This window comes from Paenalcaligenes sp. GW821-LYS-B07-1 (genome assembly GCF_058803365.1).
In genome coordinates this window covers 284,758-308,242 of record NZ_CM179516.1, presented here as the reverse complement: position 1 = coordinate 308,242, position 23,485 = coordinate 284,758, and the positions used below count along the sequence as shown (strand labels likewise).

Sequence of the window (23,485 nt, the reverse complement as noted above, 5' to 3'; positions counted from 1 at the left end):
ACCCGTTAATCGTTTATGGCAACTTGCCTGCGACAAGCAGCAGCACATATCCCTTTAATACACCAAGCAGCCCAAACAACAAGGCCGGCCACACTAGCCAACCCGTATCAGACCAGACTACTAGCGCCAAAATACCCAATGCTGAGCCTAGCTTGAACAGTTCACCCACAAAGAAGGCTTGTACTGTTGCTGTCTTACCGCTGAACAAATTCAGCAATAGCCGCATGGCAAAAAGTGCATTCGGTATCAAGTAGGCTGCTGCACCCAGCAAAGCTGAGAGTGCTGCATTGCTACCTGCGACCATCCACGAAATCAAGATGACCACTACTGCCATGACTGCCTGAGCCATAAGCACACGAACTATTCCTGCCCCAGAACGCTTAGCCAGTCGGCTTCGTTGCTCTGGTGTCAGAACCAGCTTGTTGTGATCTTGTACTTCGTTGGTTTCTGGTCCGACAGCCTGTAACTGAGTGCTATCGGTGTTGTTGGCCCGCTGCATACTTAGCCTTCCTGATTGAATATCTTGCTCGGATACGATTTCCTTGCAAGACAACACTTTACATGCGAAAAATCGTGTAAATATGGCAATTCATCACTAAGTTGCTTGGTGCCAAACCCGTAAAGTATAGCGTCTTTTTTTTGCTTCACGCAAATTAACAAAGGCATTCACGCCACAAATCGTTACCTTCTTTTAGTCATAATACGGCAACGAAATATGTTAACGGGGCGCAAAGCCGCGCCCCGTATAGCTTGCTCAAAATCAAAGACACTATTAACAGTGTTGGAATTTTGGTGGTCGTTTTTCCACAAATGCGTTCATGCCCTCTTTTTGATCTTGAGTTGCAAATAACGCATGGAAATTTCTACGCTCAAACAACAAGCCTTCTGCCAATGGGCTCTCATAAGCACGGTTAACGTTTTCTTTGGCCATAATCACGCAATGCAATGGCATGCTGGCAATGGTTTCAGCAATTTTCATCACTTCTTCCATCAGTGATTCAGCTGGCACTACACGAGACACCAGACCAGCGTCTTCAGCCTCTTGCGCGTTCATCATGCGTGCAGTCAGGATCATATCCATCGCTTTGGCTTTACCAATGGCGCGAGGCAAGCGCTGTGTGCCGCCGTAACCAGGAATAATGCCCAGCTTGATTTCAGGTTGACCAAATTGCGCGTTATCGCCAGCGATAATCATGTCGCACTGCATGGCCAACTCGCAGCCACCACCCAATGCGTAGCCTGACACGGCTGCAATCACTGGTTTGCGTATACGACGTAAGTCTTCCCAATTGCCACCCAAGAAATCAGCGCCATACACGTCTTGAAAGAACCAGTCTTTCATGGCGGCAATGTCAGCACCAGCCGCAAACGCTTTGGGGCTGCCCGTCAATACGATCACACTGATATCAGGATTAACGTCCAGCGCCCGCATGGCTTGCGCTAACTCGCTAATCAATTCATTATTTAATGCATTCAGTGCCTTAAGCCTATTCATCTGCACGAGACCCACGCGTCCGCGGGTTTCGACCAGAACTAAAGATGGTTCGCTCACATTGCCTCCGTTAAGCATTCTTGAAAGTAAAAGATGACTGCCAAAAATATACTGTATCGCGTTTGTTTTCCTGATCTTGCCGGACACCGTATACAGGTATCCCTGCATATTCCCAAACCCAATCCCCAAGGACAAGAACTTTTTTTACCTGCGTGGATCCCTGGTAGCTACTTGATTAGAGACTTTTCCCGTCAAATCGAGAGCTTAAGCGCCATGTCTGACAAAAAAACCGTTGCCGTACAAAAATTGGATAGCCACCGCTGGCTATGCGCTCCTACTAACGGCCCTTTGCATATTGAGTACACCGTCTATGCATGGGATTTGTCAGTGCGCAGCGCTCACGTCGATGAAAGCCATTCTTTCTTTAACGGCACCAGCGTATTTTTAGGCGTACACGGTCAAGAAGATCAGCCCTGCTTTGTCGATTTGCAAGCACCAAAAAAACAAAAAGACTGGCGCGTTTACACCAGCTTGCCGCTGGCCCCAAAACGCACCAAAGGTGCTGCAAAACGTCATGAGTTTGGGCTGTATATGGCTCCAGATTATGACGCTCTACTGGATCACCCTGTAGAGATGGGTACACCACAGCATATCAGCTTTCATGCCCATGGTGCATTGCACGAAATGGTGTTTACCGGCGTTATTCCGAACCTAGATCTGGAACGCATTGCCGCTGACGCCAAAGCCATTTGCGAAGCCCAAATCAGCTTATTTGAGCCCGATGACAACCGTGTACCGTTTTTAGATAGCTCCGATCGCTATGTCTTTATGACCATGGTGACAGGTGACGACTACGGCGGCTTGGAACATCGCAGCTCCACAGCCTTGATGGCTTCTCGCTGTGACTTGCCTACGCTTAGCCAACGCGGCCAGCCCAAAACTGCCGGTTATCAAACCTTCTTGGGCTTAGTCAGCCACGAATACTTCCATACTTGGAATGTAAAACGTATTAAACCTGCCGCCTTTGCGCCGTATCAGTATTTACAGCCTAACTACACCGAGCTGCTGTGGGTGTTTGAAGGCTTTACCTCGTACTACGATGATTTGATGCTGTTGCGCGCCAAGGTAGTCAGCGAAGAGCAATACCTGAGCTTGTTGGCCAAAAACATTGACGTAGTACACCGTACAGGCGGTAGATTTAAGCAATCCATCACGGAAAGCTCCTTTGATACGTGGACGCGTTTCTACAAACAAGACGAGAACTCGCCTAACGCACTAGTGAGCTATTACAGTAAAGGGGCCTTGGTAGCCTTAGGCTTAGACCTCTATTTGCGTCAACACACACAAGATCAACGCAGTCTAGATGATGTCATGCGTTTATTGTGGCAGCGCTATGGCCGTGACTTCTACCAAGGCAAACCTCATGGCGTTACCGAAGCAGCTATTCCTGGGTTGATATTAGAGGCCACAGGTGTAGATACTAGCGACTTCATTCAGCGCTATGCCCATGGCCGTGACGATGTGCCTCTGCAGCCGCTATTACAGGCTCAAGGCATAGATTTACAATGGCAAGCAGAGAGTCCTCTACCTTCCTTGGGGGTACGCCTCAAAAACAGCCCACAAGGGCTGCAAGTGGCAACTGCCTATGAAGACGGTGCAGCTCATCGCGCAGGAATTTCTGCAAACGATATAATCGTGGCTCTGGATGGTTTACGCGTCAACGATCAAGCATCTTTAAACAAGCTGCTTGCCGCTTACACCGCCGGAGACAAGGTAGAGCTACACGTATTTCGCCGTGATGAATTACGCAGCTTCCGTGCCAAATTAGGCCCGGCCCCACAACAGACTTGTTCGCTTAAACGTCTTATTTCCTGACATGACACACGCTTCATCTGCTGTTAACTGTGTACTGATTACGGGCGGAGCCCAGCGCTTGGGCAAAGCCATGGCATTACGCTTTGCCCGTCAGGGCTGGGATATTGCCCTGCATTATCATCGTTCGCATGAACAAGCCCTACAGACCGCAGCAGAAATAGAAGCCTTAGGACGTCGTTGTGCTCTGGTACAGGGTGATTTGTCGAATGCTCAAGATCGTAAAGACATTTTCACCCGTAGCGTGGAACAACTAGGGCAGCTAGATGCAGTGATTAACAACGCCTCGCTGTTCGAATATGACAATGCCAGCCAGTTTTCAGCCGAGCTGTTAAACCAGCACTTGGGGCCTAACCTTGTTGCGCCTATAGAGCTCGCACAACAACTTCAGCAACACATACAACCCCACCACCCTGCGCGCCAAGGTGTGGTGATCAACTTGCTGGACCAAAAATTGTGGGGCTATAACCCCGACTTTTTCTCGTACACGCTGTGTAAAGCAGCGTTGCAATCAGCCACCACCATGCTTGCTCAGGGGCTAGCACCCTATGTTCGCGTGGTAGGATTAGCTCCTGGCCTGACCATGCCCAGTCATCTGCAAAGTGAAGACGATTTCGCCCGCACCCATGCTCTGGCCCCTCTAGGTCGCGCCAGCACCCCGGATGACATCGCCAATGCGGCATTAATGCTGGCAGAAAACCCCAGCATCACCGGTTCCTCTCTTGTTGTAGATGGTGGCCAACACCTCATGGGCCTACAACGCGATTTCAGTTTGCTTTAAATACTCTTCTTTTTGTTATGACTCTCGCTTCGGCAATACCTCCGCCACCCTCCGTTCGCCGCGTTTTCTTTACCAATCTGGAATTGGGTGCCCGCATCGGCATACTGGAGCATGAGCTACGCGCTACACAGCCTATTAATATTGATGCTGAATTCGACGTGCTCACACACCACGTTGTAGATGATCACAATATCGCTACGGTGTTGGATTACCGCCAATTGCGTAACGCCATCATTGAAGAGTGCACACAAGCCCACGTAAACTTGCTCGAAACTCTGGTTGAACAAGTAGCCCGCAGGCTATTTACCGATTTCCCGGACCTTATGCGCCTACGCTTGCGCATCAGCAAACCTCAGGCATTCAGCGACTGCGATGCCGTTGGCATTGAACTTGAACAAAGCCGTATCGTTACACCATGACTCTCCACTCCCCTGAAGCCGCCGTCAGCGAAGAAACGTCCGCACTGACCCGCGAAGAAAAAAAACAACGTCACAACTTCCTGCAACTGGAAAAACGCCTGCTGCGTGAAGCCGGACGTGCGATTGGCGACTTCAATATGATTGAAGACGGCGACAAGATCATGGTCTGTTTGTCGGGTGGTAAGGACTCCTACACGTTGCTGGATCTACTGATCAAGCTTAAAGCCCGTGCGCCTATACACTTTGATATCGTGGCAGTGAACCTGGATCAGAAACAACCCGGTTTCCCTGAACATGTATTGCCTGAGTACTTAGAAAGTATTGGTGTGGATTACCACATCGAAACTCAAGACACGTACTCCATCGTCAAACGTGTGATCCCCGAAGGTAAAACTACCTGTTCGCTATGCTCACGTCTGCGTCGCGGTATCTTGTACCGTGTAGCCGAAGAACTGGGCGCGACCAAGGTTGCCTTGGGTCACCACCGTGACGATATTCTGGCTACCTTTATGCTGAATCTATTTTATGGTGGCCGCTTGAAAGCCATGCCACCAAAACTGATGTCGGATAACGGTAAGCACATTGTGATCCGTCCTCTGGCGTATGTGGCCGAGAAAGACATTATTGAATACGCTCAAGTTCGCGAATTCCCCATCATCCCTTGTAACTTGTGCGGTTCTCAAGTCAACTTGAAACGCCAAGAAGCCAACCGCATGATTGCAGAATGGGACAAAAAATTCCCAGGCCGTACATGGAATATGTTTGGTGCGTTGAACAAAGTGGTGCCATCACACTTGATGGACAAAGAGCTGTTCGACTTTGAAGGCTTAACCATCAGCGGTCAGCCTGATGCTGAAGGCGATATGGCCTTTGACACAGAAGACTTCAACCAGCCGCTTACTCACACGTTTGGGCAGGATGAAAACGACGAAGCCACCAAGCGTCCTGCTGTGGTGGCCCGTCTAGATAAATAACGCGGCTTGCTTAGCTGGGTTCTATCCCAGCGGCCCGTTTTAAGCGTGTGATCAATAACGGATCATACTCAGGCCCCTGTACCCTAGGCCGATTTGGCTCGGGTGCAGACAACGGCGCTGCTTCTTGACGCATAGTTTGGCCTGCTTCCAGTGCCAACCGCTGGTACAACGCTGTACCTTCGCTTTTCCACGCAATTTCTTCAGGCTTGAGCGAGCGCACAATACGTGCAGGCGCCCCCATCACCAACTGCCCCGGTGGAATCTCCATGGCGGCTTTGACAAACGCCATCGCCCCCACAATAGAGTCTTCGCCAATTATGGCTCGGTCCATGATGACGGCGTTCATCCCTACCATGGCATTTTTACCTACTCTGCAGCCATGCAAAATAGCGCCATGCCCAATATGCCCATCTTCTTCTACGATGGCGTCAGCATCCGGAAAACTGTGGGCGACACAGTTATCTTGAATGTTAGCCCCAGCCATCAACTGTATGCGGCCAAAATCACCACGTAATACAGCGCCCGGGCCTACATAGCAAGCAGGGCCGATGATGACATCACCAATCAGCGTCGCCGAAGGGTGCACGTACGCTGAAGGGTCTACAACGGGGATCACGCCACCGAAAGAAAAAATCTGGGCCATGGGTTAGTTCTCCCAGCTTTTCGCAACCATAGTCAGTACATCGTAGAGTGCGACTACATCACCATTTTGATTGGTAACTTCGCAATCCCAACGTACCTCACCGTGTTCAGCGCTGCTGCGTGGATTGATTTCTTTACACGTTAACTGCACACCCAAGGTATCACCGGCATACACAGGCGTCAGGAAACGCAGGTTATCCACACCATAGTTAGCCAATACTGGACCGGGTGCCGATTCCACAAACAAGCCCGCCGCAAAAGACACCACCAGATAACCGTGTGCTACACGACCATCAAAGAAGGGGTTGGCTTTAGCAGCTTCTTCGTCCATGTGAGCATAGAAGGTATCGCCTGTGAAGTGCGCGAAATGTTCAATATCATCCAAACTCACCGTACGCTTTGCCGTAATCAGCTGATCGCCGATTTTTAGCTCTGCCAACGATTTTCGGAAAGGATGCGGCCCTTCTGTTTGTGCTGGAGCACCGGCTACCCAACGGCCAGTGACGGCGGACAACATAGTTGGTGGCCCTTGCACACCTGTACGCTGCATGTAATGGAACACACTGCGCAAACCACCTAGCTCTTCGCCACCGCCTGCCCGGCCTGGTCCGCCGTGCACTACACCAGGAACGGGCGAACCGTGCCCAGTTGAGCTTTTCACGCTATCTCGGTTAGACACCAAGATACGGCCATTGAATGCAGCCATGCCTAACACTACGTGCTGCACAACGGCTGGATCGTAGCTGAAAACGGAAGTCACCAGACTACCCTGCCCTTTACGTACCAGCGTTATCGCGTCATCTAAGGAGTCGTAAGGCATCACCGTGCTAACGGGGCCAAACGCCTCTACATCGTGTACTTTTTTAGCGCTCATAGGCTGATCGCAGTACAGCAATACCGGGTTATAGAACGCACCCGATGCGCCTGCATCGCTTTGCTCTGGCTGACCAAACCACACTTGGGTTTCTGCCAACAACTCTTGAACACGCTCTTGCACTTCTTTGCGCTGATCTTGGCTAGCCAAAGGCCCCATTTTGGTGCCTTCAGCAGCAGGATCACCCACTACCACTTTGCCCAAGGCTTCCGACAACGCCGTTTGCACCGCAGGTACCAATGCTCGTGGCACCATGACACGACGTATAGCGGTACATTTCTGACCCGCTTTAACGGTCATCTCATTCACGACTTCACGCACAAACTGCGCAAACTCAGGGCTATCTGGTGTGACGTCTGTGCCTAGAACTGTAGCGTTCAGGCTGTCGGCTTCCATCGTGAAACGTACAGAGTTTTCTACTATGGCGCGGCTGCTACGCAGCATACGGCCTGTAGACGCAGAACCTGTAAAGGTGACTACATCTTGGCCATCTACATGGCTCAACAAGTCACCTACTGAACCGCATACCAACTGCAATGCCCCTTCAGGCAGTACACCGGTATCCAACATACGACGCACCATCAATTCGGTCAGGTACGAGGTTTGGCTGGCAGGTTTCACAATAGCAGGCATACCGGCCAACCACGTAGGCGCCAGTTTTTCCAACATACCCCAGCAAGGGAAGTTGAACGCATTAATGTGAATAGCCACGCCTTGCAGCGGTGTCAAAATGTGCTGTGCGCTAAAACTGTTGTCTTTGGATAAACGCTCAATACCGCCATCCAACAATACCGATGTATTAGGCAGTTCGCGTCTACCTTTAGAGGAATAGGTCAACAGTGTTCCTATACCCCCTTCAATATCAATCCAGCTGTCGCGTCGTGTTGCACCAGTGCGTGTGGACAATGCATAGAGTTCCTCTTTGCATTCCAACAAGGCCAAACCCAACGCTTTGAGCATGCCAGCGCGCTCATGAAACGTCATAGCACGCAATGCTTTACCACCTGTTTTGCGGCCATACTCACGTATGGCTGCAAAGTCTAAACCTGTGGAATCTACTACAGCTACCGCCTCACCAGTTACCGCATCCAACAACGTCTGCCCGGCCCCGGTACCAGTTGTCCAGCTACCGCAGACATAGCTTTCAAGACGCGTGGGCTTTGACGATGAAATGGTCATGAAACTTTCCTTCCTGTTATAGAGTTTTGATCAGGCGTGTAAACCTAGTGCCTGCAAATGATCGTTCACGCGCTTTTCCCAGCGCAGCAACTGATCACTATTGCTTTCATGACGCAGACCCAGTCTGCACATCATGGCGTAGCGCGTGGAGTCTTGTTGACCAAAACCTGCTGCTACACGTGGGCGCCAGTACGCCAAGCTCTCTTTGATTTGCTGAGTATGCGTGCCTGCTTTTACCAACACAGACAAGCCTTCCTGACCCAATTCGGCATGACGCACTTCTTGGGGGGCAATCTCGCGGAACACTTCAGCCAAGGGGCCGTATGACACTTTGCTCAGCTCTTCCAACTGTACTTCAGCGGCAAAACCTTGCAGCACGTTCATCACTACCGCATCTACCCAGTTACTCAGAGGGAAGTAGAACACCGATAAGCGCATGTCCGAACCCTGACGCGCCGTAGGCAGCGCATTATCTCTAGGCAAACGAGCGGCCCAGTCATGCTGTTGCTCGTAACGCTCTACATCGGTGCCGAAGCTACGCATAATTTCCAATACACGTTGTGCGTGATCGGCTTTTTCCAGCGTAATACGGCTAGCCGCAATACGTGCTTTGATGTTGGGAGCAAAGTTAATAGAAGACGCAAAGCCTGCCGAAGCAGCCAGTTCGCTATCCACGAAAGCAGACATCATGCGCATCAACTCGCCACGATAGCGAGCTGGTGCATTTTCAGGCGAGCTCAGTACGCCGCCCTGTTCTAAGTATTCTTCAATTTTCATGGTATCGGACATAGCGACTCCCCTTACTCATCAAAACTCACTACCACCTTGTCACTCAAGGGATAGCACTGGCAACTCAGCACATAACCCTGCTCAACTTCGTAATCTTCCAGAGCGTGGTTGACGGCCATTTCTACTTCACCTTCCAGCACTTTGGCTTTGCAGGTAGAGCACACGCCAGCTTTACAGGCATAGGGCGCATCCAGATCGTTTTCTAGCGCCGCATCCAACAAGCTTTGACCTTCTTTAGGGAAATCAAAACTGCGTGCTACACCATCCAGCGTCACGGTTGCTGCACACATTCTGGCGGCACTACCGGCTTCAGAACTGGTAGATTGCTTACGAGCACGACCAGGCTGCGCCGAAGCGAACAACTCGAACTTGATGCGTTCTTTAGCCAAACCATGTTCTTTCAGAGCATCGGCAATGGTCAGCATCATGGGCTCAGGGCCACAAATAAAGGCAGTATGAACGGACGGCAGGTTGATCCAACCACCAAACAAACCATCGCATTTTTCACGGTCAATACGACCTGTAAACAACTCAATCTCTTGGCCTTCTCTATCAAAAATATGGATGATAGACAGGCGTTCCATGTACTGGTTTTTCAGATCTTCCAGTTCTTCACGAAACATCATGGAGCTGATCTGACGGTTGGCATACACCAGCGTAAAACTCGCTTGTGGCTCGCTCGACAACGTGCTTTTGATGATGGACAGCAAAGGCGTAATGCCGCTACCACCCGCAAAACCTAGGTAATGACGTGAGCTTTCGGGTTCCATAGGAATATGGAAGTTACCCATAGGAGGCATGGCTTCCAGCACAGCGCCTTCAGTCAGTTCTTCGTTTGCCCACGAGGAAAACGCACCACCATCCACCCGTTTAATCCCCACGCGCAACACGCCCTCCTCCAAGCCGGAGCAAATGGAGTACGAACGGCGCAGCTCGTCGCCTTCAAATTCGCGACGGAAGGTCAGATACTGACCTGGGATAAACGTAAACAATGCGTCGTCTTCTGGACGCGGCTTCAGTGTAACGACTACGGCATCGCGCGTTTCGCGACGCACATCTATAACTTGCAAGGGGTGAAAGCGTGCCATGATTTCCTCCAATGGCTAGGCTTAAATACATTTGAAATAATCAAACGGTTCCAGACAATCCTGGCAGCGGTAGTTGGCCTTACAGGGCGTAGAACCAAATTGGCTAACCCGTTCTGTGCGTGTGGAGTTGCAGCGTGGACAAGGTACCGTTGGTGCGCCTTCGGCTCGCAACCAAATACGAGCGGGCTTGCCATCGGTACTTTGCTCTACTGGTGGTGCAATACCGTAGTTCCGCAAACGCTCTTTACCGCGTTCGCTCATCCAGTCGGTACTCCAAGGTGGCGAGAGCTGGCGTTCCAAACGCACCTGTTCTATACCCTGAGCACGCAGGGCGGCTTCTATGTCCTCGTTGATCACAGTGGTGGCCGGACAGCCGGAATAGGTGGGAGTCACCACCACAACCAACGTGTCTTCCTCGTAATACACTTCACGGATAATGCCGAGGTCCACCAATGAGATCACTGGAATTTCAGGATCAGGCACGGCGTCTAGCCATTGCCATACCTGATCCAGTTCTGGACGAGATAGCGTGTTCATGATGCTTACCACGTACAGCCAGGGTAGGCGCGTTGCAAGAATTGCATTTGCGCAAGGATATAACCCAAGTGCTCGGTGTGACGACCTTGTTTGCCGCCTTTATGCATGAAGGGATTCTCGGGTAAGGTCAGTGTGGCTGCTGCCATCACTTCTTTCACACAAGTCAACCATGCGTCACGCAGGCTTTCAGGTTGTGGTGCAATGCCGGCTTCTGCCAAGGCTGCATCAAATTCGTCACCCATGAACATCTCACCGGTGTACGCCCACAAGTTATCCAGTGCCTCTTGCATACGGCGGTGGCTTTCGTCTGTACCATCACCTAAACGAATCAGCAAATCACCGCTGCGTTCCAAGTGGTAGCTCACTTCTTTCAAGGCTTTGGCAGCAATCTCTGCTACACGGCTATCACTGGATTGCTCCAGTGCTTGCAGTTGCAAGTGGTGCCACGCATCAAATAAGAACTGACGCATCAAGGTGTGGGCATAGTCGCCGTTAGGCTGCTCTACCAACAGCAGATTGCGGAATGCCACAGCATCACGCAGGTAAGCCAAGTGATCCGCTGTTTTGCCTTCGCCTTCTATCTCGGCAGCCAGACCCAACCAAAACTGTGTCTGACCAATCAAGTCCAGCGCCACGTTCGCCATGGCGATATCTTCTTCCAAGATAGGGGAGTGGCCACACCACTCTGAAATCCTGTGACCCAGAATCAAAGTGCTATCGCCCATGCGCAGCAACAGCTGCTGCAAAGCCGTCGTTGTGTCTAACTGGGTAGTAGTCATTACATGTGCCCCACTTCTTCAGGAATCTTGAAAAATGTTGGGTGTCTGTACACTTTGGAATTGGAAGGTTCGAACAACGGGCCACGTTTGGATGGCGCGCTTGCTACCACATCCTCGGATTTCACTGCCCAGATGCTCACGCCTTCATTACGACGGGTGTACACATCACGAGCATTGTTGATTGCCATTTCCGCGTCAGGCGCATGCAAGCTACCTACGTGTCTATGATTCAAACCGTGTTGACCACGAATAAAAATTTCCCACAGAGGCCATTCTTGAGACATGGTGTTGTCCTCCTTATCTCACTTGTTATTGCTACAGTTTTAGATGTACGTGCCGACAGCGATGTCACCATCGGCGCTGTGTTGTACGCTTAGGCGTGCTTGCGCTGTTGCGACTGCTTTTTCTGAGCGTGTACGGCTAGACCTTCACGGAACCATGCACCGTCATCCCACGCTTTAACTCGTGCACCCAAGCGCTCTTTGTTGCACGGGCCATTACCGGCGATCACTTCAAAGAACTCATTCCAGTCAGGTTCGGAGAAATCGTATGCACCGCGCTCTTCGTTCCACACCAGGTTTTCGTCTGGCACGGTCAAGCCCAAGTACTTGGCTTGTGGCACGGTTTGATCCACAAACTTCTGACGCAGTTCATCGTTAGTGTTGATTTTGATTTTCCATGCCATAGACTGTGCCGAGTGCACAGAATCTTTGTCGGAAGGACCAAACATCATCAAAGCGGGATACCAGAAACGGTTCAACGCATCTTGAGCCATCGCTTTTTGTTCTGGGCTGCCTTCGCACATCTTCATCATGATGTCGTAGCCCTGACGCTGGTGGAAGCTCTCTTCCTTACAGATACGAATCATGGCGCGGCTGTACGGGCCGTACGATGTACGCTGCAGAGGCACCTGGTTCATAATGGCGGCACCATCCACCAACCAACCCACTGCGCCGATGTCGGCCCAGTTCAATGTTGGGTAGTTAAAGATGGAGGAATACTTCATCTTGCCGGAGTTCAACAGCTCGATGAGTTCGTCGCGGCTGACACCCAGCGTTTCGGCCGCACAGTACAAGTACAAGCCATGACCGGCTTCATCTTGTACTTTTGCCAACAAAATTGCTTTACGTTCTAGCGTAGGAGCGCGTGTAATCCAGTTACCTTCTGGCAACTGACCTACTACCTCAGAGTGCGCGTGCTGGCCAATTTGGCGGATCAGCGTTTTGCGGTATCCTTCTGGCATCCACTCTTTAGGTTCGATTTTTTCGCCGCGCTCAATACGCTCCATGAAGGCCTGCTCGTCTGCCGACATTTCATCAATGCGGCGTACGCGATCACTGCCCGTATTAATTACCTGTGCATACATAGGATGTCACCTTGCGTTCTATACTCGTTCAATAATCAGTGCGATACCTTGCCCTACGCCGATGCACATTGTGCACAGCGCATAGCGGCCGCCTTGGCGATGCAGCTGATATGCTGCGGTTGCTGCCAGACGAGCACCACTCATACCCAGTGGGTGGCCTATAGCAATAGCGCCCCCGTTGGGATTCACATGTGGCGCATCATCCGCCAGCCCCAATTGGCGTGTTACGGCCAGAGCTTGGGCAGCAAACGCCTCATTCAATTCGATTAGATCCATGTCCTCCAAGCGCAAACCGGCGCGTTTCAGTACGCGGCGAGTGGCTTCTACTGGACCAATACCCATCACGCGTGGCTCTACACCCGCAGCAGCCATTGCTACGACGCGAGCCAACGGTTTGAAACCTTGTTGTGCCGCCATAGCCTCTGAGGCCACTACCAAGGCACATGCACCATCGTTCACACCAGAAGCATTACCCGCTGTCACGCTCAGATCTGCACCATTTACGCCTTTCAGTTTGGCCAGTTGCTCTACGCCAGTACCAGGACGTGGGTGTTCGTCTTCGGTCACTAGAATAGGGTCGCCTTTGCGCTGAGGAATGCTGACGGTCATCAGTTCGTCGTTAAACACACCGGCTGCCTGTGCTGCTGCCCAACGTGCTTGGCTACGCGCAGCAAACAAGTCTTGGTCTTCACGGCTGATATTGAAATCTGCCGCGACGTTGTCAGCGGTTTGCGGCATAGTGTCTACACCAAAGGCCGCTGCCAGTTTGGGGTTCACAAAGCGCCAGCCAATCGTGGTGTCATACACCGCATTGCTGCGTGAAAACGCGCTAGTCGCTTTGGGCATCACAAAAGGCGCACGGCTCATGCTTTCCACACCGCCTGCCACGATGAAATCACAGTCACCTGCTTTAATGGAGCGAGCTGCCATACCGACGGCATCCAAGCCCGAACCACACAGTCTGTTGATGGTGGTTGCTGGTACATTCACTGGCATACCAGACAGCAATACTGCCATACGAGCCACGTTGCGGTTGTCTTCACCCGCTTGATTCGCACAGCCAAAAATCAGATCGTCCACCAGCGACCAGTCCGCATTAGGATTACGCTGCATCAACGCAGTCAACGGCATTGCCGCCAAATCATCTGCTCGTACTGACGACAGTGCGCCACCATATCGGCCTATGGGTGTACGTACAGCATCACAGATAAAAGCCTCGGACATAGGTCTGTTTCTCCTGTTGGATCTGCTCCAGTCTATTTAATGACCGACCGGACGGTTATATATGTTCACATGAGTATTTAGCCATTTAATACATTACAGATCAATGAGGGTTTTCTCTTAATTTGTAATGTTTCAGGCTAAATTTTTTTGCTGCTACTTACAAAACGGCCGCCAAACGTTCCAAACGTTGGTTTACTTGCTGGCTCTTGCCAGGCAATTCACCGTCAATACTAACGAAGTCTGCCACCACCTTGGTATCAGCCATTTTTGATAAAGCCAAATACAAACGGGCAAACAACTGACGGGCTTCATGACCTTCCCAGTTTTCTGGTAAGGCTTCTACTGGCAAGTGCGGCGCACGCAAGGCTACATGACGAAACTCATGCACCATCAGCAAGCGCAATGTCAGTGCGGTAGCGGGCTCTAACTGCGAGAGCAACGCCTCTACTGGCTGGAAATGTGAAATAAAGCCTTGATACGCTTCGGCGTAACGCGGTAAGTCCCAATGCTCTGCCACAAAGGTGCGCATGTTATCGCGCCCCTGCAATACTTCGGCCTGCCACACCAATACTTGTTTGGGCAGTGGTACGTCATCTGGCCCCATCGCCAAGCGAGGGCTTACTGCGGCATAGCCCAAACGTTTCAAGGTACGCATGATGGCATCAGAATCATCGCCTTCTACGTAGACCAAGCGCCATTGCTGCGTGGCTTGGTAGTCATACAGCACTTTTGCCGCATACGAAAACTCGGTACGCGCGGCGTTGGTCAACCGGTAGAAACTGCGACGCCCTGCCCGCTCACCCTGCAACTGCCCTGCCGCCATCAATCGCGACACCGCTGTGCGTACCAGATTTTCACTGATACCCACAGCAGCGCAGCATTCGATGATATTTCCCATCCACACTACACCACCACGCGGTTCTACCACGTCACCGTACAAGGTGACGATAAACGCTGCCGCTTTAAGCTGGCAGTTTTGCAGCAACGTATCGACTAGCTGCTGACCCGCGTTGGTGTTCGGCGTAGATGTAGACAGGAGTGGCATAGGCTTCAAAAAACATTAAGTGGGCTACAACCCTCAAAATGTACCAGTTTCTGCTACAGCTAGCAGCTTTTGGCAAGGCTCTGGTGTCATACCCATTGCGGCAAAATGACGCAAACGTTGTACCACCTCGGCTACGCCACGCTCTTGAGCATCTTGCAACAAGCCACCGCGCCAACGTGGGAAACCGTAGCCATGAATCTCTACCAAATCCACATCAGCAGAACGTTGTGCAATGCCTTCTTGCAGAATCAGCGCGGCCTCATTCACCATAGGCAACACTAAGCAATCCGCGATGTCTTGCTCGGTCCATGCTTGTTTGGCCCCATCAGTAGCCACTTTGGCGATGACTTCAGCCACCACTGGCGACTCTATAGCCTGACGCTCACCGGGTACGTAGTCATACCAGCCACCATTGGTTTTCTGACCTAATCTACCCATCTCGCACAATTGCTCAGCCACTGGAGCAAAGACCTCTTCGCCACGCTCTTTCGCTGCTTTGCGCTGGAAGGCTGCGATATCCAAACCACCCAAATCTTGAGCTTCGAACGGCCCCATAGGCATACCGTAGGCACGCATCGCGGCGTCTACTTGGCTAGGTGTAGCACCCGCCAGCAACAAGCGCTCTGCCTGCGCACGCAGTACGCGCAGAATTCGGTTGCCAATAAAGCCATCACAAATGCCTGCTCGTACTGGAATCTTGCGCAACTTAGCCGCCAACGCAAAACTGGTAGCCAGCGTTTGCATGGAGGTTTGTTCTGTTGGCACGATTTCCAGCAGCTTCATGATTTGTGCTGGACTAAAGAAATGCAGGCCGATAAAACGTTCGGGCGCTACGATATCTAGAGCGATAGCAGATGGATCCAAGTACGACGTATTGGTCGCCAAAATGGCATCCAAACGACATACGGTGGACAGTTGCGTGAATACATCGCGCTTCACTTGCAGGTCTTCAAATACGGCTTCGATAACCAGATCCACTTCGGCCAAGCCGGTGTAGTCGGTCACACCACGCACACCTGCAATACGTGCTTCAGCAGTTTCCGCCGTGATGCGGCCACGCTTCACGCTGCTTTGGTACGTAGAGCTGATACGGTCCAAACCACGCTGCAACGACTCAGCATCACGCTCCATCAACACGACGTTGATGCCTGCATCACGCAATGCCATGGCAATGCCTGCGCCCATGGTCCCACCACCCACCACGCCAGCCACCTGAATTTCTTTGGTATCAATACCTTTGATTTCTGGTGGACGGGTCGCGCCGCGCTCTGCAAAGAACACATGTCGCAATGCGCGTGCTTGTGCAGAACCGCGCAAGGTCAGGAAGGTTTCACGCTCGAAGGCTTGCGCTTCTGCTACCGGCGCTTCGCACGCACGTTTCACACACTCCAACGCCATAGCTGGAGCTTGCAAACGTTTATCTCGTGGCAACAACTCTTTAGCCAGTTGTGCCCACTCTTCGGAGGACAAGGCCTCACCCGCTACTGAACGTTGCAATACAGGCTGCGGTAATGGCTGTGCCAATACCTGCTCTAGCCACGTGAGTGCATTTTTCTGTAGATCAGCTTCAAACACCGCATCTACCAAGCCGCTTTGCAATGCCGCCGGCGCTTTAACGGGAGTACCTTTAACGACCATCTCAGCCGCTTTACGCGCACCTACCAAACGTGGCAAACGTACACAACCACCCGCACCAGGTACCAGACCCAGGTTTACTTCAGGCACACCCAGTTGCGCATTGCTCAACGCCACACGGAATCTACACGCCAACGCGATTTCTAAACCACCACCCAACGCGCTGCCATGAATCGCTGCTAGCCACGGTTTAGTGGCTTGCTCAATGGCTGCAATCACATCAGGCAAGTGCGGTGCTTGAGGCGGTTTGCCAAACTCATTGACGTCTGCACCCGCAATAAAGGTACGCCCTGCGCAAGTCAGCAGTACCGCTTGTACAGAGGGGTCTGCATCCAGCGTTTGTACGGCAGCAATTAAGCCGCTGCGTACATCTTTGGATAGTGCATTTACGGGTGGATTATCCACCTGCACAATCGCAATAGCCCCACTACGTTCAATAGCAATATTCATCGTTTACATCCCCAGATAGGCCGAGCGTATGCGTGGGTCTTCTATCAATTGCTGAGCAGGACCGGACAAGGTGATGTGCCCTGTTTCCATCACATAGCCTCTGTCAGCAACTGACAATGCGCCAAACGCATTTTGCTCTACCAACAATACGGTGACGTCCAACTCCTTCAGACTTTTCACCACATCAAAAATCTGAGCCACCAAAATGGGGGCCAACCCCATACTAGGCTCATCCAACAATAAGCACGACGGACGACTAAGTAACGCGCGCGCAATCGCCAGCATTTGCTGTTGCCCACCCGATAACCCACCCGCCGCCAAATTACGTTTTTCACGCAAGATAGGGAACATGTTGAAGGCGTCTTCCATGTCTCTATCTACTTTGTCATCGGTGTACAGATACGCACCCAAACGCAGATTCTCTTCCACCGTTAAGCTGGTGAAAATCTGGCGTCCTTCGGGTGACTGCGCCAAACCGCGCTTCACTCGCTGGTAAGCAGGCATGGTGTTCAGGTTCTCACCCCTAAACACAATATTGCCATCTTGCACTGGCTGAATGCCAGACAAGCAACGCAACAAGGTAGTTTTACCAGCGCCATTAGCACCTACCACCACGACAATCTCACCCGCACTGATTTCCAGATCAATACCGTGCAGCACTTCAATGCGGCCATAGCTGGAACGTAGTTGATTAACACTCAGCATATTTGGCTGCCTCCTCTTTAGCGGCTGCGCCCAGATAGGCTTCGATCACGCGCGGATGGCTTGCGATCTCTGCGGGCACCCCTTCTGCAATTTTTTCGCCATGATCTAGCACTACGATCTGATTGGAAATACGCATCACCATTTTCATGTCGTGCTCTACCAGCAAAATCGCAATACCGCTGCCAGCAACCTCGGCCACCAGCTTCTCAATTTCTTCCGTTTCTACCGCGTTACACCCTGCCGCCGGCTCATCCAGCAGCAACAGCTTGGGCCCTAACGCTAATGCACGGGCAATTTCCAAGCGCTTTAACGAACCGTAAGACAACGAACCTGCTTCGAACTCCGCAGCACGCCCTAGCCCTACACGATCAAGCAGCTCACGCGCTTGGTCTTCTGATCGCTTGGTGCGTCTACGTGCTGAAGGCAAGCCTAGCAAATCGGCCAATAACGAACCGTTTTCTTGCAGGTGAAAACCCGTCGCCACGTTTTCCAAAGCTGTCATAGCAGGAAAAATCTGCAAATTCTGGAAGGTACGTGACATACCACGGCGTGCCAATAAATGTGGCGCCATACCCGTGACAGGCTCATTGTTCAGCAACACTTCGCCTTGCTGCGGTTGGTATACCCCCGACAGCATATTGAACAAGGTAGTTTTACCAGCACCGTTAGGGCCAATCACCGAAACAATTTCACCTTCACGCACCGCAAAACTTACGTCATGCACAGCACGCAAACCACCGAAAGAGATGCCTACGTTTTTAACGTCTAATAGACTCATTAACCTCTCCCGCGTAGTTTTTGTGACAAGCTAGGCAATACGCCTTCGCGCATGAATATCATGACCAGCATCATGATCAAGCCCAACACTATCTGCTCGTACTCTTGCAAGAAGGTCAGCACCTGCGGCAACGCTGTCAGCAACGTTGCACCAAACACAGCACCCAATACAGACGCCGCACCGCCCAACACGGCCATCGTCACAATTTCAATGGAGTGCATAAACCCGGCTACATCAGGTGTCACAAAACGGTTTTGCATCGCCAAAATGGAACCCGCAAATGAGGCATAAATGGCAGAGATCACAAAACCACGCAGTTTGAAACGCGCTACATCTACACCTACGGTGCGAGCAGCTACTTCAGAACCGTGCAAAGCACGTAAGGCACGACCTGTTGCGCTGTATTGCAAGTTCAAGGCAATGGCAGCACCAATTACCAACGCAATACCGCTAAAGGCATACCAGAACTCGGCATTATTCAGGTTCAAACCCCACTCTTTAAGCAACGCACGCAAACCCGGGTCAGCCACCACGATACCGTCTGGGCCCCCCGTCAACCATGCCTCGTTAGTCAGAATCATGGAAATCAGCACACCAAAACCCAAGGTGGCGACGGACAAGTAGTAGCCTTTGAGACGCAAGATGGGACGCCCAACCAACCAAGCCAAAACGCCGGAAACCACAGCGCCCAATACAGCGGCAGACAACACCGAGATACCTAAGTGTTTAGGGGCCAACGCACAAGCATAAGCACCAATACCAATAAACCCGGCATGACCCAAACTGATCTGCCCCACAAAACCGGTCAGAATCACAATCCCCACCACCGCCAAGCTGTTCACAAACACCAGTGAACCCACGCGTAGGTAGTAGGAGGACGGGAAGAACCACGGCGCAATAGCGATCAGCGCAATCAGAATCAGCAGAGTGGTATGTTTAGGAGACAATCTTTTCATGGTTTACACCCTCTCCATGGATTTACGCCCAAACAGCCCCTGTGGCATCAGGAACAACACCGCCAAAATCACTACAAATGCTGCTGCGTCTTTGTACTGCGAACTGATATAGCCCGCTGTCATGGCCTCTAGCACGCCCAGCAAAATACCACCCACCAATGCACCTTTAGGATTGCCCATACCGCCCAACATCGCAGCTGCAAACCCTTTAAGTGCCATGGTCATGCCAATGTCATAGCTGGTCAGCGTAATAGGTGTCACCAACACACCCGCCAATGCACCGATAGCTGCCGACAAAGCAAACGACAGTGTCATCACGTATTTAGTGTTGATACCTACCAGCACCGCTGCAATACGGTTGTTTGCCGTTGCCAATACTGCACGGCCAGTCAGGGTGCGCGTAAAGAACAGCCACAACCCAAAGAACACCACAAACGCACCAGCAATCACCCACAAGCTCTGCGGCAAAATTGTTGCCCCCAGCAGCCGAATGGGATCATCACCTGAAAACGCAGGAAATCTATGCAACTGTTTATCAAAAACCAGTTGCACTACCCCACGTACGAAAATGGATGCCCCGATCGTAATAATGATCAGGCTTACTACCGGTGCGCCACGTGCTGGCTCAATGGCCAACTTATTCAGTAGCACACCAATCGCTGCGGTCACCACAATGGCCAAGGCGGCAGCCAATGGTAAAGGTGCGCCCGCGGTATACGCCGCAGCTGTAATCATGCCCCCTAACATCACGAACTCGCCTTGCGCAAAGTTCGCCACATCAGAAGCGTTATAAATAATGGTAAAACCCAGTGCCACCAGAGCATAGACGGCACCTACCGTCAGTCCCGATAACAGGAACTGCATAAATTCGGACATATCTGTCTCCAGACGTTCTGCGTGCCCACCGTGGAGGGTGGCTACTGCCACACCCCACGGATGACCTTATTACTCAATAATTGTCCATTTGCCATCACGGATTTCCAGCATGCGGAATGCTGTCAAATCCAGACCCAAGTGGTCTTCAGGCGTCATGGTGTAGATACCAGTTGTGCCTACCAAACCTTTGGTAGCTTCCAAGGCGTCGCGGATTGCTGCTGGATCAGTGGAACCAGCACGTTCAATCGCATCTACGATCAAGTACAGCGCATCGTGGGCATAGCCACCGAATGTGGAAACAGGTTTACCTGTTTTGCTTTCGTAGCGCTCTTTGTAAGCTTGCACAGCAGGACGTTGTGGATCATCAGCAGCCAACAAACTTGCTACCAGCAACGGTGTACCTGGCAAACGGATGCCTTCAGCTTCTTTAGCACCAGCCAACTCGATGAACGCGTCAGACGCTACACCGTGAGATTGGTACAAAGGCAGATCAATCGCCAATTGTGAGTAGTTGCGTGTCACGATGGCAGGGCCTGAACCCAAACCCATCACCATGATGGTTTGGATACCGTCTTTGTTTTTCAGGTTGGTCAGCTGTGGAGTCATGTCCGCATCGGTAGGGCCAAACACCTCATCGCCCACAACAGTGATGCCGTACTCGTCCACAATATCCAAGCACTGTTTGCGCATGGAAGAACCAAAGCTATCCGACCCGGACAACAAGCCTACGTTGTGCAGATCACGTTTTTTCATGTCCTCAAAAATCTTGGCACAAGCCATACGATCAGTGTGAGGGGTTTTGAACGTGTGTTTACGTACTGGCTGAGTAATTTCAATCGCACCAGCCAACGAGATGAATGGCACACCTGCCTCTTCCACTACAGGCATGATCGCCATCGTAGCGCCTGTTGTAGAACCACCGATGATGGCCACAACTTCGTCATCTTCTACCAAACGCGTCGCAAAAGTACGCGCTTTGTTGGCATCACTCGCATCGTCATACGAGATCAAACGGATTTTTTCGCCCTTAACACCAACACCTCCTCTGGCATTGATATCCTCTACAAGGATTTTCAGTGTCTGTTCTTCAGGCTCGCCCAAAAACGATGCAAAACCCGTGGAAGATACGGAAGAGCCGATCAGGATTTCAGCTTGACTGCTCACTGCCATGCAAGACAGCACAGCGGCCACAGCAAGTTTGCACACGTTTTTCTTTGACGCGTATTGAGTCATCTCATGTCTCCTAGCTTGTTGAAGTGAACTACTTGTTATTGGGGTGGCCTTGCTGGCCACTCCCTGATTTCTTTGTTCTTACTGTGTCACCGGCCTACGCCACATCACCACACGGAAGCGGTTTGCTACAAAAGCAGCATCCGCCACGCATGCGTTTCCTGCAGGGTTAGCCCCTGTGACGTGGAAATCACTGAATGCAGCGCTTTGGTTTACATAAATACCGCCCATCAAGTTGATGGACAGGTTCACACCCGCTGCCGCAAAGGCCTGAATAGCCACTTGAGTTGCGTCAGCATCGGTTTCGTACAGTGCAGCGGTAATCGCCCCTTTAGTTCTAGCCAATGTAGCAGCGCGACGTACCCCCTCTTCTGCACTGTCTACTGCCACTAAAAATACGATGGGGCCAAAACATTCAGCACCGTACAACGTTTCGTCTTCAGCCTGTACCGACAACAGCAATGGTGTGGCAGTGCGCGCGCCTTCTAAGCCTTCTATAGGTGCAGAATCACGCACAATTGGGGCTACATTGCGCATGGATTGCACGCGCTCCAATGTATCGGCATTCGCCAATGCACCCGCTACCATAGCGGCACGCGCAGGGTCTGCTAACAAACCATCAATCGCAGCGGCAATACCTTGCTGCACTTCTTCCAAGGTTTTGTGGCCGTCGCCTGCACGTATCCCTGTTTTGGGAATGAAAATATTCTGCGGAGCAGTACACATCTGACCGCTGTACAGTGCCAACGAGAACGCAATGTTCTGGCACATGCCTTTGAAATCATCCGTTGCTGATACAACGATGCTGTTTACGCCTGCTTCTTCGGTGTACACCAACGGGGTAGCAGCATTCGCACGCAACCATTTACCGAAAGTATGTGAACCGGTGTAATCAATTTGTGCCACATCAGGATGTTCAGCCAAGTCTTTGGCCAACCCAGTACCGGCGTCTTCTGCTGCCAACAGCACCACATCTGCAGGGAAACCTTGCTCTGTCAGCACAGCACGGGCCACTTGTACCGTAATCGCCATAGGCAAAATCGCAGCAGGGTGCGGTTTGGCAATGACAGTATTACCGGTCATCAAGTTGGCAAACAAACCGGAGTAACTGTTCCATGTAGGGAAAGTTTGGCAACCAATCAGTACCGACACGCCGCGCGGAATAATCTGCCAGTGTTTTTCCAGTACCAAGTCACCGGCTTTGCCTTGTGGCTTAACCCACTGAGCTTCGGCCGGAATACGAGCCATTTCAGCCCACGCATAGGCCAACGCTTCCAGACCACGATCTTGGGCGTGTGGGCCACCTGCTTGGAAAGCCATAGGAAAGGCTTGACCCGAGGTATGCATCACCGCATGGGCCATCTCAAAACTACGTTTATTCAGGCGATCCAAGATTTCCAAACACACACCCGCACGTGCTTCGTGCGATGCTGCTGCCCACACTTTTGCAGCCGCTTGAGAATGCGTAACCAGTGCTTGTGCATCGACAGCAGGGTAGGTAATGCCCAGCACCGGACCATACGGCGACTGCTCTTGGCCTACCGTATAAGCACCTGGATGGCCCGGCAAATCAAAGTGACTATTTAGCGTAGCGTTATACGCTGCCAAGCCATCATCTTTGGCCGTTTCACCATAAAATTTGCCGCTGGGGACTTCTGGATATGCTGTCCAGAACCCGCGTTTTTGCAGGGCTGTTAACGCCGCCTCGAGGGTGGCGCGGTGCTGTTCAAATAAACTCTGCATACTGGTTTTTCCTATGTCTACATTTGGCAAATATTATTGACCGACCGGACG

At 51.7% G+C, this 23,485-nt stretch carries 23 protein-coding genes; 4 read left to right on the top strand and 19 right to left on the bottom strand.

Annotation, left to right across the window (positions count from 1 at the left end):
- Positions 1 to 13 precede the first annotated feature (13 nt).
- Both AC3QL0_RS01470 and AC3QL0_RS01465 read right to left on the bottom strand, forming a co-directional pair.
- On the bottom strand, positions 14 to 499 hold the full coding sequence (locus AC3QL0_RS01470) for an ATP synthase subunit I (RefSeq protein WP_430223879.1): 486 nt from the start codon (positions 497 to 499) through the stop codon (positions 14 to 16).
- Positions 500 to 772: 273 nt separating this feature from the next.
- Positions 773 to 1,570 carry an enoyl-CoA hydratase gene (locus AC3QL0_RS01465; protein ID WP_493009750.1) on the bottom strand — a complete coding sequence of 266 codons (798 nt, stop codon included), beginning with the start codon at positions 1,568 to 1,570 and terminating at the stop codon, positions 773 to 775.
- 15 nt (positions 1,571 to 1,585) lie between these two features.
- On the opposite strand from AC3QL0_RS01465, the gene AC3QL0_RS01460 reads away from it, so the two are divergent.
- Genes AC3QL0_RS01460 through ttcA form a run of 4 tightly spaced genes read left to right on the top strand, consistent with a single transcriptional unit; the run spans position 1,586 to position 5,538 of the window.
- A complete protein-coding gene (locus AC3QL0_RS01460) occupies positions 1,586 to 3,367 on the top strand; it encodes a M61 family metallopeptidase (protein ID WP_493009749.1) in 1,782 nt (593 codons plus the stop codon).
- A gap of 1 nt (position 3,368) precedes the next feature.
- Positions 3,369 to 4,145 carry an SDR family oxidoreductase gene (locus AC3QL0_RS01455; RefSeq protein ID WP_493009748.1) on the top strand — a complete coding sequence of 259 codons (777 nt, stop codon included), beginning with the start codon at positions 3,369 to 3,371 and terminating at the stop codon, positions 4,143 to 4,145.
- Positions 4,146 to 4,162: 17 nt separating this feature from the next.
- Positions 4,163 to 4,564 (top strand): dihydroneopterin aldolase, encoded by a 402-nt coding sequence (locus AC3QL0_RS01450; RefSeq protein WP_493009747.1) that lies wholly within the window; start codon positions 4,163 to 4,165, stop codon positions 4,562 to 4,564.
- Positions 4,561 to 5,538 (top strand): tRNA 2-thiocytidine(32) synthetase TtcA, encoded by a 978-nt coding sequence (gene ttcA, locus AC3QL0_RS01445; RefSeq protein WP_493009745.1) that lies wholly within the window; start codon positions 4,561 to 4,563, stop codon positions 5,536 to 5,538. Before AC3QL0_RS01450 ends, ttcA begins: the two co-directional genes overlap by 4 nt.
- A gap of 10 nt (positions 5,539 to 5,548) precedes the next feature.
- On the opposite strand, the gene AC3QL0_RS01440 is transcribed toward ttcA, so the two are convergent.
- From AC3QL0_RS01440 to paaN, 17 genes are all read right to left on the bottom strand, one after another.
- Positions 5,549 to 6,181: an acyltransferase gene (locus tag AC3QL0_RS01440; RefSeq protein WP_493009744.1), complete on the bottom strand. Its 633-nt coding sequence runs from the start codon at positions 6,179 to 6,181 to the stop codon at positions 5,549 to 5,551.
- Between the two features lie 3 nt (positions 6,182 to 6,184).
- Complete coding sequence (paaZ, locus tag AC3QL0_RS01435) at positions 6,185 to 8,233, bottom strand: phenylacetic acid degradation bifunctional protein PaaZ (RefSeq protein WP_493009743.1); 2,049 nt, start codon at positions 8,231 to 8,233, stop codon at positions 6,185 to 6,187.
- A gap of 30 nt (positions 8,234 to 8,263) precedes the next feature.
- The gene (locus AC3QL0_RS01430; RefSeq protein WP_493009742.1) at positions 8,264 to 9,022 is read right to left on the bottom strand and encodes a Phenylacetic acid catabolic protein; all 759 of its coding nucleotides are present in this window, start codon (positions 9,020 to 9,022) and stop codon (positions 8,264 to 8,266) included.
- An 11-nt stretch (positions 9,023 to 9,033) separates the two neighbouring features.
- Positions 9,034 to 10,110: a 1,2-phenylacetyl-CoA epoxidase subunit PaaE gene (gene paaE / locus AC3QL0_RS01425; RefSeq protein ID WP_430223884.1), complete on the bottom strand. Its 1,077-nt coding sequence runs from the start codon at positions 10,108 to 10,110 to the stop codon at positions 9,034 to 9,036.
- A 21-nt stretch (positions 10,111 to 10,131) separates the two neighbouring features.
- On the bottom strand, positions 10,132 to 10,647 hold the full coding sequence (gene paaD / locus AC3QL0_RS01420) for a 1,2-phenylacetyl-CoA epoxidase subunit PaaD (RefSeq protein WP_135863704.1): 516 nt from the start codon (positions 10,645 to 10,647) through the stop codon (positions 10,132 to 10,134).
- 5 nt (positions 10,648 to 10,652) lie between these two features.
- The gene (gene paaC, locus AC3QL0_RS01415; protein ID WP_493009741.1) at positions 10,653 to 11,426 is read right to left on the bottom strand and encodes a 1,2-phenylacetyl-CoA epoxidase subunit PaaC; all 774 of its coding nucleotides are present in this window, start codon (positions 11,424 to 11,426) and stop codon (positions 10,653 to 10,655) included.
- Positions 11,426 to 11,710 carry a 1,2-phenylacetyl-CoA epoxidase subunit PaaB gene (paaB, locus tag AC3QL0_RS01410; RefSeq protein WP_135864575.1) on the bottom strand — a complete coding sequence of 95 codons (285 nt, stop codon included), beginning with the start codon at positions 11,708 to 11,710 and terminating at the stop codon, positions 11,426 to 11,428. Before paaB ends, paaC begins: the two co-directional genes overlap by 1 nt.
- A gap of 89 nt (positions 11,711 to 11,799) precedes the next feature.
- Positions 11,800 to 12,792, bottom strand: a complete 993-nt coding sequence (paaA, locus tag AC3QL0_RS01405) for a 1,2-phenylacetyl-CoA epoxidase subunit PaaA (protein ID WP_493009740.1) — start codon at positions 12,790 to 12,792, stop codon at positions 11,800 to 11,802.
- Between the two features lie 18 nt (positions 12,793 to 12,810).
- A complete protein-coding gene (pcaF, locus tag AC3QL0_RS01400) occupies positions 12,811 to 14,016 on the bottom strand; it encodes a 3-oxoadipyl-CoA thiolase (RefSeq protein ID WP_493009739.1) in 1,206 nt (401 codons plus the stop codon).
- 157 nt (positions 14,017 to 14,173) lie between these two features.
- On the bottom strand, positions 14,174 to 15,061 hold the full coding sequence (locus AC3QL0_RS01395; RefSeq protein ID WP_493009738.1) for a PaaX family transcriptional regulator C-terminal domain-containing protein: 888 nt from the start codon (positions 15,059 to 15,061) through the stop codon (positions 14,174 to 14,176).
- Between the two features lie 33 nt (positions 15,062 to 15,094).
- Entirely contained in the window at positions 15,095 to 17,146 is a 2,052-nt protein-coding gene (locus tag AC3QL0_RS01390) for a 3-hydroxyacyl-CoA dehydrogenase NAD-binding domain-containing protein (RefSeq protein WP_493009737.1), read from the bottom strand.
- A 3-nt stretch (positions 17,147 to 17,149) separates the two neighbouring features.
- On the bottom strand, positions 17,150 to 17,851 hold the full coding sequence (locus AC3QL0_RS01385) for an ABC transporter ATP-binding protein (RefSeq protein ID WP_493009736.1): 702 nt from the start codon (positions 17,849 to 17,851) through the stop codon (positions 17,150 to 17,152).
- Positions 17,838 to 18,629, bottom strand: coding sequence for an ABC transporter ATP-binding protein (locus AC3QL0_RS01380; RefSeq protein WP_493009735.1), 792 nt, complete (start codon positions 18,627 to 18,629; stop codon positions 17,838 to 17,840). The genes AC3QL0_RS01385 and AC3QL0_RS01380 overlap by 14 nt, the downstream gene beginning before the upstream one ends.
- On the bottom strand, positions 18,629 to 19,585 hold the full coding sequence (locus AC3QL0_RS01375) for a branched-chain amino acid ABC transporter permease (RefSeq protein WP_493009734.1): 957 nt from the start codon (positions 19,583 to 19,585) through the stop codon (positions 18,629 to 18,631). The genes AC3QL0_RS01380 and AC3QL0_RS01375 overlap by 1 nt, the downstream gene beginning before the upstream one ends.
- 3 nt (positions 19,586 to 19,588) lie before the next feature.
- Complete coding sequence (locus AC3QL0_RS01370) at positions 19,589 to 20,461, bottom strand: branched-chain amino acid ABC transporter permease (protein ID WP_430221677.1); 873 nt, start codon at positions 20,459 to 20,461, stop codon at positions 19,589 to 19,591.
- 69 nt (positions 20,462 to 20,530) lie between these two features.
- Positions 20,531 to 21,694 carry an ABC transporter substrate-binding protein gene (locus tag AC3QL0_RS01365; RefSeq protein WP_493009733.1) on the bottom strand — a complete coding sequence of 388 codons (1,164 nt, stop codon included), beginning with the start codon at positions 21,692 to 21,694 and terminating at the stop codon, positions 20,531 to 20,533.
- Between the two features lie 78 nt (positions 21,695 to 21,772).
- Positions 21,773 to 23,434 (bottom strand): phenylacetic acid degradation protein PaaN, encoded by a 1,662-nt coding sequence (gene paaN / locus AC3QL0_RS01360; protein ID WP_493009732.1) that lies wholly within the window; start codon positions 23,432 to 23,434, stop codon positions 21,773 to 21,775.
- Positions 23,435 to 23,485 lie beyond the last annotated feature (51 nt).